The organism is Microbacterium testaceum, assembly GCF_003075375.1.
Classification (GTDB): domain Bacteria; phylum Actinomycetota; class Actinomycetes; order Actinomycetales; family Microbacteriaceae; genus Microbacterium; species Microbacterium testaceum_E.
Genome location: NZ_QDFT01000002.1, coordinates 63,773 through 76,480, shown reverse-complemented (window position 1 = coordinate 76,480; position 12,708 = coordinate 63,773). Strand labels below are relative to the sequence as shown.

At 70.9% G+C, this 12,708-nt stretch carries 10 protein-coding genes; 5 read left to right on the top strand and 5 right to left on the bottom strand.

Annotated features, from left to right (window positions below):
- Nucleotides 1–7 precede the first annotated feature (7 nt).
- From DC432_RS01125 to DC432_RS01115, 3 genes are all read left to right on the top strand, one after another.
- Nucleotides 8–682, top strand: coding sequence for a GAP family protein (locus tag DC432_RS01125; protein ID WP_116536319.1), 675 nt, complete (start codon nucleotides 8–10; stop codon nucleotides 680–682).
- Nucleotides 683–690: 8 nt separating this feature from the next.
- Entirely contained in the window at nucleotides 691–2,253 is a 1,563-nt protein-coding gene (locus tag DC432_RS01120; RefSeq protein WP_116536318.1) for a carboxylesterase/lipase family protein, read from the top strand.
- 62 nt (nucleotides 2,254–2,315) lie between these two features.
- Nucleotides 2,316–3,785 carry an MFS transporter gene (locus tag DC432_RS01115; protein WP_116536317.1) on the top strand — a complete coding sequence of 490 codons (1,470 nt, stop codon included), beginning with the start codon at nucleotides 2,316–2,318 and terminating at the stop codon, nucleotides 3,783–3,785.
- 377 nt (nucleotides 3,786–4,162) lie between these two features.
- On the opposite strand, the gene DC432_RS01110 is transcribed toward DC432_RS01115, so the two are convergent.
- The 3 genes from DC432_RS01110 to DC432_RS01100 all read right to left on the bottom strand — a co-directional run bounded on the left by DC432_RS01110 (nucleotide 4,163) and on the right by DC432_RS01100 (nucleotide 8,281).
- Complete coding sequence (locus DC432_RS01110) at nucleotides 4,163–6,151, bottom strand: helicase HerA-like domain-containing protein (protein WP_116536316.1); 1,989 nt, start codon at nucleotides 6,149–6,151, stop codon at nucleotides 4,163–4,165.
- Between the two features lie 10 nt (nucleotides 6,152–6,161).
- The gene (locus tag DC432_RS01105; protein WP_116536315.1) at nucleotides 6,162–6,860 is read right to left on the bottom strand and encodes a phosphatase PAP2 family protein; all 699 of its coding nucleotides are present in this window, start codon (nucleotides 6,858–6,860) and stop codon (nucleotides 6,162–6,164) included.
- A 116-nt stretch (nucleotides 6,861–6,976) separates the two neighbouring features.
- Nucleotides 6,977–8,281 carry a multidrug effflux MFS transporter gene (locus DC432_RS01100; RefSeq protein ID WP_431739668.1) on the bottom strand — a complete coding sequence of 435 codons (1,305 nt, stop codon included), beginning with the start codon at nucleotides 8,279–8,281 and terminating at the stop codon, nucleotides 6,977–6,979.
- A gap of 329 nt (nucleotides 8,282–8,610) precedes the next feature.
- On the opposite strand from DC432_RS01100, the gene DC432_RS01095 reads away from it, so the two are divergent.
- Both DC432_RS01095 and DC432_RS01090 read left to right on the top strand, forming a co-directional pair.
- Nucleotides 8,611–9,318: a DUF3105 domain-containing protein gene (locus tag DC432_RS01095; RefSeq protein WP_116536314.1), complete on the top strand. Its 708-nt coding sequence runs from the start codon at nucleotides 8,611–8,613 to the stop codon at nucleotides 9,316–9,318.
- A gap of 1 nt (nucleotide 9,319) precedes the next feature.
- The gene (locus DC432_RS01090) at nucleotides 9,320–9,991 is read left to right on the top strand and encodes a DUF305 domain-containing protein (RefSeq protein ID WP_243392973.1); all 672 of its coding nucleotides are present in this window, start codon (nucleotides 9,320–9,322) and stop codon (nucleotides 9,989–9,991) included.
- Nucleotides 9,992–10,323: 332 nt separating this feature from the next.
- Here DC432_RS01090 and DC432_RS01085 read toward each other — a convergent pair whose 3' ends face one another.
- Both DC432_RS01085 and DC432_RS01080 read right to left on the bottom strand, forming a co-directional pair.
- On the bottom strand, nucleotides 10,324–11,301 hold the full coding sequence (locus DC432_RS01085; protein WP_108317203.1) for a carbohydrate ABC transporter permease: 978 nt from the start codon (nucleotides 11,299–11,301) through the stop codon (nucleotides 10,324–10,326).
- Nucleotides 11,298–12,653 (bottom strand): carbohydrate ABC transporter permease, encoded by a 1,356-nt coding sequence (locus DC432_RS01080; RefSeq protein ID WP_375136041.1) that lies wholly within the window; start codon nucleotides 12,651–12,653, stop codon nucleotides 11,298–11,300. The genes DC432_RS01085 and DC432_RS01080 overlap by 4 nt, the downstream gene beginning before the upstream one ends.
- Nucleotides 12,654–12,708 lie beyond the last annotated feature (55 nt).

The following is a 12,708-nucleotide window of genomic DNA, read 5'->3' as shown; positions in this document are numbered from 1 at the left end:
CGCCGCGATGTCCGAGCTCACCGCACTCCTGCCCCTGGCCGTCGGCATGGCGATCTCTCCGCTGCCGATCGTCGCCGTCGTCGCGATCCTGCTGTCGACGCGCGGACGCCGAGCGGCTCCGGCGTACACGGCGACCTTCTTCGCGGTCACACTCGCCGCGATCGCCGTGGGCGCGCTGACCGCGGCCGGCGCGTCCGGCGCGTCGGGCGGAGCGAAGGGCAACGTGGTGGTCGTGGTCCTGGGGGCGCTGCTGACCGTGGGGTTCGCGGCCTTCGCCGTGGTCAGCTGGCGCGGTCGACCGCGCCACGGTCAGCCGGCCGTCGCACCCAAGTGGCTCGCCGCGATGGACTCGATCACCCTCGGCCGCGCCGCCGGCCTCGGCCTGCTCATGGCGGCGACGAACAGCAAGAACCTGCCCCTCGAGCTCAAGGGCGGCGCCCTGATCGGCGCGGCGCATCTGCCGATCGCCGCCACGGTGCTGCTGTGCGTCGCGCTGGCGGTGGCGGGTTCGCTCACCCTGATCCTCCCGACCGTGCTCGGTGCCACCGGCATCCCGCGCATCACGACGGCCCTCGACCGCCTCAAGAGCGAGATGATCGAGCACAACGCCGTGATCATGACCGTACTGTTCGCCATCCTCGCCGCCAACGAGGCGGCCCACCTCATCCACCAGCTCGCGTGAGGACCGACATGACCCCTCCTTCCGTCCCCTGCCGGGCCGAATCACCCGCCGGCACCTTCGTCGGCACCGTCGACCGCGGTGTCCAGGTGTGGCGCGGCATCCCGTACGCCCTCCCCACCGCGGGCGAGCGCCGCTTCCGCGATCCCGTCCCCGCGCCCGACCTGTCGGAGACGAGGGATGCCACGACCTTCGGCCCCGTCTGCCCGCAGCCCGTGACCCCGGCGATCGCCCTCGGCGACGGCAGCGTGCAGGACGAGGACTGCCTCTCGCTGAACGTCTGGACGCCGATCGACGAGAGCGCGCCCGCCCGCCCGGTGATGGTGTGGCTGCACGGCGGCGCATACACGTTCGGGGCGTCGAGCCAGCCGCTGTACGACGCGACGTCGATGGTGTCGACCGGCGAGGTCGTGGTGGTCACGATCAACTACCGCCTGGGGGCGCTCGGCTTCGTCGACCTGTCGAGCGCGTTGCCGGGCGGCGGCTTCGACGGCAACCTCGCCCTCAAGGATGTGCTGCTCGCACTGCGCTGGGTGCAGCGCAACATCTCGGCCTTCGGCGGCGATCCCGAACGGGTGACCGTCTTCGGCGAATCGGCCGGTGGCGGTCTGGTCACGACGCTCCTGGCGACGCCGTCGGCAGCGGGTCTGTTCCACCGGGCGATCGCGCAGTCGTCGCCCGCGTCGAGCATGTACGGTCCCGACCGGGCGCGGCGGGTGGCATCCCGTTTCCTCGAACTGCTCTCGATCGATCCGGCCGATCCGCGGGCGGCGGATGCGGTCCGGGCCATCGCGGTCGAGCGCGTGGTCGAGGCCGGTCAGACCGTGTACGCCGAGGTGCCCACCACCGCCCCCGGAACGCTCGCCTTCGCGCCCGTCGTCGACGGCGATCTGCTGCCCGAGGCGCCGCTCACCGTCCTGCGCGAGGGCCGCGGTCTGCCCGTCCCGCTGATGATCGGTACCAATAAGGACGAGGCGTCGCTGTTCTCGTTCATGAAGTCGCCGCTCATCCCCATCACCGGGGACCGTCTCGAGCAGATGTTCGCCGCGATGGCGGCCGAGAACCCCGGCGTCGAGCTGCCCAGCCGCGAGCAGGTGCTGACCGCGTACGAGCACGTGCGCCACCGCGCCGTGGGGCTGGGCGTCGCGCGCGACATCGGCTTCCGCCTGCCGACGCTGTGGCTGGCGGAGGGGCACTCCGCCGTCGCACCGGTGTGGCTGTACCGTTTCGATCACGCCGCCCCCTTCCTGCGCCTGATCGGCCTGGGGGCCACGCACGCCAGCGAGCTGCCCTATCTGTGGGGCAATCTCGTCAGCGGCCCGAAGGACCTGACGTTCCGCCTCGGCGGCCGACGGGTGGCCGAAGAGATCTCGGCGCGCATGCAGGCGCGGTGGGTCGCCTTCGCCCGCGGCGACTCCCCCGACGCGCCGGACGCCGTCTCGTGGCAGCCGTTCCGCTGCGACGGCCCCGACCCGCGCGAGACGCTCGTCATCGACCGACGCGATCGGGTCGTCGCCGACCTCGACCACGAGCTGCGCGAGGCGTGGGGCGACGAGGTGCTCGCCTTCCGGTAGCACGGCGCCCTCCGCGCCGCCCCGACTGGAAACGACGGGCGGATCGGAGTAACGCTAGAAGGATGAACGAGAAATCCTCCTCGGCATCCGGCTCCCCTCGGCTCGAGGTCGACGACGTCGTGGTCGTCGACACGAAGCGCGTGCGCACGGCGATCGGCGGTACCGTCGTCGGCAACTTCATGGAGTGGTTCGACTTCGGCATCTACGGGTACCTCGCCGTGACGCTGACCGTCGTCTTCGCATCCGACGTGCCCGCGCCCTGGGGTCTGCTGGTCACCCTGCTCGGCTTCGCGATCTCCTTCCTCGTGCGCCCCTTCGGCGGTTTCGTGCTCGGCCCCCTGGGCGACCGCATCGGGCGGCAGAAGGTGCTCTTCCTCACCATGGCCATGATGGCCACGGCCACGGCGCTGATCGGCGTCCTGCCCACGTCCGCGCAGATCGGGCTGTGGGCGATCATCCCGCTGTACCTGCTGAAGATGGTGCAGGGCTTCTCGACAGGCGGCGAGTACGCCGGGGCCACCACCTACGTCTCGGAGTTCTCGCCCGACCGTCGGCGCGGGTTCTGGTCGTCCTGGCTCGACGTCGGCTCGTACGTCGGCTTCGCCGCGGGCGCCTCGGCCGTCGCCCTCACCACCGCGATCACCACCGCGGTCTCGGGCGAGAACGCGATGGTCGATTACGGCTGGCGCATCCCCTTCCTGCTCGCCGTGCCCCTCGGTATCGTCGCGATCTACTTCCGTCTGCGCATCCCCGAGACGCCCGCCTTCGAGCAGGCGGACACCGTCGCGACGGATGCCGACGACCCGATGGCCCGCCAGGGCCTGGTGGGCATCGTCCGCCACCATTGGAAGGCCCTGCTGATCGGGATCGCGCTCGTCGCGGCGACCAACACGGCCGGCTACGCGCTGACGAGCTACATGCCCACCTACCTCGAGAAAGAGGTGGGCGTGTCGAACATCACCGCCGCGGTGGCCACGGTTCCCGTGCTGCTGGTGATGTCGGCCGCGCTCCCCCTGATCGGCCGGTTGAGCGACCGCATCGGCCGCAAACCCGTCTACGCGATCGCCGCCGGCTCGGCCCTCGTGCTGCTCGTCCCGGCGTTCCTCATCATGCAGATCGGCGAGCTGTGGGCGGTCATGGTGGCGCTGTGCATGGCGGCGGTACCGGTGGCGTTCTACGTGGCGATCTCGGCATCCGCTCTGCCGGCGCTCTTTCCGACGGCCTCGCGCTTCGGGGCGATGGCGGTGGCGTACAACGTGGCCGTGTCGCTGTTCGGCGGCACCACCCCGCTCTTCAGCCAGGCCCTCATCGACCTGACCGGCAACACGCTCATGCCGGCGTTCTACATCATGTTCTTCGCCGCCCTCGGCCTCGTCGCCCTGCTGGCGATGCGGGAGACCGCGAAGCGCCCCCTGCTGGGGTCGATGCCCACGGTCGAGACGCCCGCCGAGGCCGCGGCCCTGGTCGAGCGTCAGGACAGCGACCCGCTCATCGACACCTCGACCATGCCGTTGGCGATCCGCCGCGGCTGACAGGAAGGGGGACGGATGCCGGAGCCCCGGCATCCATCCCCGTCCTTCCAGCGCGCGGCGACGTCGGCCGGTCCGCGGCGCATGCGTCGCCCTGACGCGCCGCGGTGTCTCCCGCGCTGCGCACATCCTCCGCGATATGCACAACCTCAGCCCCGGCACCCCGAATCCGACGGACTTTGCGCACATCACTGACTCAGCGCTCGCCCTCGCGCACGCGCGGCGACGGCGGGTCCCGCACCCGAGCGCGTGCACAACCTCCGCGATGTGCACAACCTCAGCCCCGGCACCCCGAATCCGACGGACTTTGCGCACATCAGTGACTCAGCGCACGCGCGGCGGATCCCCCGCACGCGCGAGGGGGCGCCGCGCCGTCCTCGTCAGCGCCGCCGGCCGTTGCCGAACAACCCGCGGATGACGCCCGTCACGATCGACTTCGTCGCCCCGCGCCCCAGCAGGCCGTCGAGCCCCGGTGCGGGGGCGCTGGCGCGTCCGCGCGGCGCCGCGGTGGACTTCAGGATCCGCTCGTACTCGCGCTGCGCCTTCTTCTGCGCCTCGGCGTGGGCCTTGTCGATCGCGGCCTTCTGCTTGGCGTACTCGGCCTGGTCGGCGGCGGCCTTCTTCGCGCGCTCCTCGGCCTCGCGGGCCTCGGTGGCCGCCTGCATGCGCGCGGCGAGGATCTCGCGCGCCGACTCGCGATCGATCGGCGTCCCGTAGTCCGCGAAGAGGGGGGATGCCGCGACCGCCGCCGCCATGGCATCCGGCGCGATGGGCGACATCGACGCCCGCGGGGCGTACATGCGCGTCCACGCGACCGGCGTCGGCGCTCCCCGCTCGCTCATCACGGTCACGATGGCCTCGCCCGTGCCGAGTTCCTGCAGCACCCGCTCGAGGTCGTAGCCGGACGAGGGATACGTCCGCACCGAGGCGCGCAGGGCCGTGGCGTCGTCGGGGGTGAAGGCGCGCAGCGCGTGCTGCACGCGCGAGCCGAGCTGGGCGAGCACGTCACCGGGGACGTCCTTGGGCGTCTGGGTGACGAAGAACACCCCGACCCCCTTGGAACGGATCAGGCGGACGGTCTGCGTGATCGCCTCGAGGAACGCCTTCGACGCGTCACGGAACAGCAGGTGCGCCTCGTCGAAGAAGAACACCAGCTTCGGCTTGTCGAGGTCCCCGACCTCGGGCAGCACCTCGTACAGCTCCGCAAGCAGGTACATCAGGAACGTCGAGTACAGCTCGGGCCGGGCGGCGACGTTCGGCACCTCGAGCAGGCTCACGATGCCCGCGCCCGTGGCATCCGTCCGCAGGAACACCCTCGCGTCGAGCTCGGGCTCCCCGAAGAACGTGTCGGCGCCGGCGGCCGAGAACGCCACGAGCTCGCGCAGGATCACGCCCGCGGTGGCCGACGAGAGTCCGCCGATGCCCTTCAGCTCGGGCTTGCCCTCGTCGCTGGTGAGGAAGGTGAGCACGGCCCGCAGGTCGGACAGGTCGACGAGCGCGAGGCCCTTCTGGTCGGCGTAGTGGAAGACGAGACCGAGGCTGGACTCCTGCGTCGCGTTCAGCCCGAGGACGCGGCTGAGCAGCAGCGGGCCGAACCCCGACACCGTCGCGCGCACCGGGATGCCGGAACCGACGTCGTCGCCCAGCGCGTAGAACTCGGTGGGGAAGGCCCGCGCCGACCAGTCCTGCCCGAGAGCCGCGGTGCGGGCGGACAGCTTGTCGCTCGGCGTCCCCGCCGCGGCGAGTCCCGACAGGTCGCCCTTGATGTCGGCGGCGAAGACGGGCACCCCGTTCTCGGACAGCTGCTCGGCCAGCAGCTGCAGCGTCCGCGTCTTGCCCGTGCCGGTCGCGCCGGCGACGAGTCCGTGGCGGTTGGTCATCGCGAGCGGGATGCGAACGGGGACGGATGCCACGGGCCCGCCGTTGACGAGGACGCCGAGGTCGAGCGCCGCACCGTCGAGGGCGTACCCGGCGGCGATCGCCGCGACCTGCGCGCTCGTGAGCGGTCCCTCGGCCGGGGCCGCCGGCGCGGCGGCGGGGGTCGCAGCGGGCGGTGCCGCGGCGGGGCCCGTGGCCGCGGCGGACGAGTCCGCGGCGGGGCCCGTGGCCGCGGCGGGCCCGGGAGCCGCCGGAGCAGCAGCGACCGCCTCGACGACCGGCGCCGAGCGCTCATCCGCTGCCGCCACAACGGGTCCCGCCCCCGCCGCGGCGACGCGCGCCCGGGCCGCGGCCGCTTCGGCCTCGGCGAGGTCCGCACGGGCGCGGGCGAGGCGCAACTCGGCCTCGGCGGCTTCGGCCGCGGCCCTCAGTCGGGCCACCTCGGCGTCGGCGTCGGAGGGAACGGCGGGCACGTCACCGGGCGCGGTCATGCGCGTCAGCCTACGACGACCCCGCCTCCACGGCATCCACCTTGCGAGCGCGTCTGATGGTCAGCCGATCCTCGTCGCGGGCGCGCAGACGCGAGAACGCCGCGGCCAGCACCAGCGCCGCCCCGGCGCCCACGAGGGCACCGCCGACGGTGTCCGAGAGCCAGTGCGCGTGCAGGTACGTGCGGCTGAAGGCCATGAGGATCACCCAGGCCGCGCCCACGACCCGCACCCAGGCCCGGGGGAAGAGCACTCCGGCCACCACGGCGATGGTCGCCGCGTTCGCCGTGTGCCCCGACGGGAACGAGCCGTAGTCGCTGAGGATCAGGATGTCCTCGGGCCGAGCGCGCCCGAAGGTGTGCTTGAGCACCTGCACGAGCAGGGCGCTGCCCACCGACGCGGTGAGGAAGTACAGAGCCGACCACCGTCGTCGGGTGGCGAAGATCGCGACGGCCCCCAGAACCGGCACGATGAGCACCGCCGTGAGGTGGCCCCCGACCTGGTCCATCACGAGAGCGAAGACGTACAGCGGCTCCGAGGGGGCTGCCGCGAACAGCTGGTTCCACCAGACGTCGACGGTGAACGGACTCGGTCCGCGCACGTAGACCCACGCGCCCAGGGCCGAGGCCAGCGCGATGAGCACGATCCCGACGGTCGCCCGGAAACGCTGCGGGCGCGTGTCGAGCACGTCGTCGATCGCCGTGGCATCCATCGCCTCATGATGCCCGGTCCACGCGCCCGGCGGAACCGCCCACCCCGCGGAAGAAGCCGCCGCGGGCGCTCTGCTACTGTTCGCGACCGCGACGGCTTCTGCGGGGATGCCGGGGGTCAGGGCGCGAGGCGCTCGACCGTGCGCGGGCGCACGAGCAGCCACAGCGACAGCACGCCGATCGCGGCACAGCCCACCATGACCGAGGCCATGGTCGTCGCCGTGATGCCCGACCCGGTGGCCAGCAGGCCCACGAGGGGCGAGATGACGCCCGCGACGCCGAAGTTGGCGGCGCCGATGATCGACTGCGCCGTGCCGGCGGCCTTGCCGTGACGGTCGAGCGCGAGCACCTGCGCGCACGGGAACGTGAAGCCGCACGCCGTCATGAAGAAGAACAGCGGCACGATCGTGCCCCACAGGCCGAGGCCGAGCTGGTCGGTCAGCACGATGGCACCGCCCGCGACGACGAGCACCGCGGTCGAGACCGCGAGCACCCACTGCGGTCCGAACCGCGCGGCCAGGCGCGAGGCGACCTGCACGCCGACGACGACGCCGATGGAGTTCGCGGCGAACAGCACGCCGTACTGCTGCGGGTTGAAGCCGTACGTCACCTGGAAGAGGAACGAGGATGCCGACAGGTACGAGAAGAGCCCGCTGAAGGTCATCGCGCCGATCACGAGCACGCCGATGAAGACGCGATCGCGGAAGACGCTGCCGTAGCGCTGCCAGACGGTCGTCGCCCCGGGGCCTCCGCGGCGGGCGGCGGGGAGCGTCTCGGGGATGAAGAGGATCGCCGACACGAGCATGACGGCGCCGTAGACCGCCAGCACGACGAAGATGCCGCGCCAGTTCATCACCAGCAGCAGGGCGGACCCGGCGAGCGGGGCGAGAACGGGGGCGACGCCCGACACCATCGCCATGCGCGAGAGCATGACCACCAGACGGCGACCACCGAACAGGTCGCGGATGATCGCGGCGGCGACGACACCGCCCGCGGCGGCTCCCGCCCCCATCAGCACGCGCGCGATCGACAGGGTGCCGAGGGTCGGGGCGAGAGCGGCGAAGATGCTCGCGGCGACGTGCAGGGCGGTCACCGACAGCAGGGGGATCCGGCGGCCGACCTTGTCGCTCAGGGGCCCGACGATGAGCTGGCCGAGCGCGAACCCGACCATCGTGCCGGTGAGCGTCAGCTGGATCGCGGCGGCCGTGGTCTGGAAGTCGGCCTCGAGCACGGGGAAGGCCGGCAGGTACAGGTCGATCGTGAAGGGGCCCAGCGCCGTCAGGGCGCCCAGGACGATGATGTACAGCACGCGGCGCGACGCGGGGATCGCATCGCCGGGGTGCAGCACGATCGGAGCGGTCGCAGGGTTCGACCCGAGCGTGCGGATCGCGCCCGTCGCGGGGGTCTTGTGGCCGGAGCGCACCGAGCCGGTGGGGGTCTTCTCGCTCGTGCGGTCGGCGGAGACACCGTCAGGGGTATGGGGCGACGAGGGGATCACGGGGTGGGAGGCAGTATCGAGCACGCGTCTGGTTTCGTTTCGCAACACGGACAGCCCGGCGGGGCCGGGCTGAAGAAAGGGGGGATCATCGAACCTCGAATCGATTCGACATCGTCATATTACCGTGACACCCCCGCGCGCCACCATCCCCGCTCGCGGGTTCCTCCCAGGCCACCGGCTCATTCACCCGCATAGGCTGGGCTCGTCGGCGGATGCCGATGTGTCCCGCCCCGAAGAGAGACTGAACACAGCGCATGACCTCCCCCTCCGATAAGCGAGCGAGCGGCAACCCCGCCAAGCAGGCCCAGATCGAGCTGACCCAGAAGCAGCAGCGCGAGCAGAAGCGTCAAGAGAAGCTGGCGCAGTACCAGAAAGAGATGGCCCGCCGTAAGCGCGGCAAGGCGGTCTGGTGGGTCGTCGGCTCCGTCGCGACGCTCGCCGTCGTCGGCCTGGTCGTGGCATCCTTCGTCTTCGCCCCCGCTCCCCCCACCAGCTACGAAGCGGGAAACAGCACGGGCCGCGAGATCACCGAGGTCCAGACCTTCACGAACCGCTCGGACCACGTGCAGGGCACGGTCGAGTACGAGCAGACTCCCCCCGCGGGCGGTCCGCACAACCCCGTCTGGCTCAATTGCGGTGTGTACACCGAGCCGCAGCAGAACGAGAACGCCGTGCACTCCCTCGAGCACGGTGCCATCTGGATCACGTACGACCCCGAGCGGGTCGACCAGGCCGGTATCGACGCGCTCAAGGCCTTCATGCCCTCGAGCTACGCCGTCCTCTCGCCCTACCCCGGCATGGACACCCCCGTCGCGGTGAGCGCCTGGAACCACCAGCTCAAACTCGACGACCCCACCGATGCCCGCATCGGCGAGTTCTTCACCGAGTTCTGGCGCAGCCAGAACTCCCCCGAGCCCAACGCCCCCTGCTCGGGCGGCGTCGACGGCCCCGGCAAGGCCTGACGTGAGCGACGACACCCCGGTCGCGCGTCCCGCGGTCCGCTGGGCCGTCGTCGCGCTCGTCACCGTCGCCGTCGTGGCCGTCGCCTTCGCGATCGGACGCTTCACCGCGTTCGGGGCGACGGCCGCGCCGGCGCACCCCGCCGACACCTCCGCCGATGCCGGCTTCGCCCGCGACATGCAGGTGCACCACACGCAGGCCGTGCTGATGGCGATGGAGATCTACCGCAAGACCGGCGACGACGAACTGCGCACCCTGTCGTACGACATCGCCACGACCCAGGCCGGCCAGCGCGGCGAGATGTACGGGTGGCTGGTCGAGTGGGGCCTGCCCCAGGCGTCGAGCCAGCCGCTGATGACGTGGATGGAGAAGTCGGGCGCGCACAGCCACGGCGACACCTCGTCGCAGACCGAGCAGCAGCTGCTCGACCAGATGGGCATGGCGACCGACGCGCAGCTCGACCAGTTGCGCGCGCTGCAGGGCCAGCCGGCCGACTGCCTGTTCCTCGACCTCATGATCCGCCACCACGAGGGCGCGATCCCCATGGCGCAGGCCGTCATCGAACTCGGCGACGATCCCCGGGTGAAAGAGGTCGCCGGCTCGATCGTGACCGGCCAGTCCGCCGAGCTCGACGCGATGCGCGACATCCAGTCGCGCCTCGCCTGCACCGGCTGACGCCCTCCCCCGCCCGGCGCCCGCCCGGCCCCGCCCGGCGCGGCCGGGCTTTGTCGGGCGCCCGCCCAGCATTCCCCGGCGCCGCCCAGCTTGTCCGGCGCCCGCCCGGCGTTCCGCGGCGCCCGCCCGGCCTCGCCCCCGCGCCGCCCGGCCTTGCCCGGCGCCCGCCGGGCCTCCGGCATCCCTCCGATAAACGCCGTTCCTGCCGAGACACGCCGCCTCAGCGCGTGTCTCGACAGGAATGGCGTTTATCGCAGCGGGGGGCACCTCGAAACGACAGAGAAAGGGGCGCGACATCCGTGCGGATGCCGCGCCCCTTCGTCGGAAGAGCTTCAGCCCTTCGTGGCTCCGGCCAGCAGACCGCGCACGAAGAAGCGCTGCAGCAGGAAGAACACGATCAGCGGAACCAGGATCGAGATGAACGTTCCCGCGGACTGCAGGAACCACTGGTCGCCCCAGGTGCCCGACAGCGAGTTCAACGACTGCGTCAGCGGGAGCGATGACGATGGCGCGAAGATCGTCGCCACCAGCAGGTCGTTCCACACCCAGATGAACTCCAGCACCGCGAACGACGCCAGCGCGGGAGCCGCGAGCGGCAGGATGAGGCGGAAGAAGATCTGCCCGTGCCCGGCGCCGTCCACGCGCGCGGCCTCGATGACCTCGGCGGGGATCTCGGCGATGAAGTTGTGCAGCAGGAAGATCGCCAGCGGCATCGCGAAGATCACGTGCGCGATCCACACCGTCGCGAAGCTGTGCTCCACGCCGCGCAGATCGAAGCCCGGGAAGATCGTGACGTCGTTGATCGTCAGCCCGCGCGAGAACAGGCTCAGCAGCGGCACGAGGGCCATCTGCAGCGGCACGATCTGCAACGCGAAGATGAAGATGAAGAAGAAGTTCCGGCCCTTGAAGTCGATCCACGCGAACGCGTACGCGATGAGCGAGGCGACCGCGAGGGCGAACAGCACCACCGGGATGGTGATGGCCAGCGAGTTCAGGAACGACTGCGCGAGGGTCAGGGCGGTCCCACCCGACGTCAGCGCGAGACGGTAGTTCTCGAGCGTGAACGACGGGTCGGTGAACACCGTCCACCAGCCGGTGGACTGCGTGTCCGAGCCCGGTCGGAACGACGTGATGAACAGACCGAACGTCGGGATCGTCCAGAAGAACGCGATGACGATCGCGGCGATCGTCGCCCCCTTCGAGGTCAGGCGCTTGCGCGCCATCGCCTCGTGCTTGCGGGTGTCGCGGGCGACCTGACGGGCCGAGCGGGTGTCGGTGGTGGGCTCGAGCACCACGGTGGAGGTGGTCATCGCACTTCCCTCTGCTTCCGGATCTGGCGCACGTTGAAGATGATCAGCGGCAGCACGAACAGGAACAGCACGACGGCCAGGGCGGCGGAGTGCCCGTAGCTCTGGAACCGCTGCTGCTGGTTGACCATCTCGAAGGCGAGCACGGTCGAGTCGTTGCGCCCGCCGGTCATGACGGCGACGATGTCGTAGATCTTCAGGGCGCCGATGGCGATCGTGGTCAGCACGACGATGAGGGACGAGCGGATGCCGGGGACGGTGACGTTGATGAACCGCTCCCAGGCGCTCGCGCCGTCGAGCTCGGCGGCCTCGTTCTGCTCCGGCGGCACCGCCTTGATCGCCGCCGAGAGGATGACCATCGCCAGGCCCGTCTGGCTCCAGATGAAGACGACGACGAGCAGCAGCGTGTTGACGAGCGGCGCCGCCGACAGCCACGAGATCGGCTGGCCCCCGAACGCGGTGACGATGGCGTTCAGGATGCCGAGCTGGTCGCCCTGACGGAAGTCGTAGACGAACTTCCAGATGATGCCGGCACCGACGAACGAGATCGCGAACGGCATGAAGATGAGCACCTTGAGGTACTTCTCTCCCGCGGCCCGGTCGATGAAGACCGCGTAGGCCAGGCCGATCGCGGTGGCGATGGTCGGGGCGAGCAGCACCCAGATGAGGGTGTTGATGACCGACCAGAACCCCTCGGGGTTGGTGAAGGTCCAGATGTAGTTCTCGAGACCGACGAAGTTGTCGCCCGTCTTGTCGAAGAACGACTGGAAGAAGGTGGTGATGGCCGGGTAGACCAGGCCGATCAGCAGCAGGATCGCGGCCGGCGCGGCGAAGAGGACCAGCTGGAAGAGGTACCCGGCGCCCTGGCGGGAGCGGTAATCGGCGTAGAAGAGGATCGCGCCGAGGATCACCGCGATGCCGAGAACGTAGACGACGGCGTTCTGGTAGGGCCGCAGCAGCATGAACGCCAGCACGGGGATCGCGAAGCACGCGATCAGGCGGAGCCAGAAGTAGCCTTTGCCCGAGCGCGGGGCGTACTCGATGAGGAGCAGCAGCAGACCCACGACGGCGCCGAAGACGACGAGCACGAGCGGGATCTGCACGATCGGGCTCAGGCCGCCGAGCCAGATGAAGAAGCTGTTCAGCGAGAAGCCGAGGGTGGTGGGCTTGGTCTCGGCGGGAGCCCGCGTGACCATGAAGAGGAAGAGCGCCACCACGAGGATGAGCCCCACCAGGACCACCAGCAGCGTGGTCCGCCGGGTGGACGCGGACCCGCGTCGCGGGCGCACCTCCTGCCCGCGGGACGGCGGCGGCGACGCCGACGGCGTCGTCTCCGCGTTCTTGATATCGGTCATGACGTCCCTCCCGAACACGCCTTCGTGCTCATCGATGAGTGCCCGCGTGATGCGT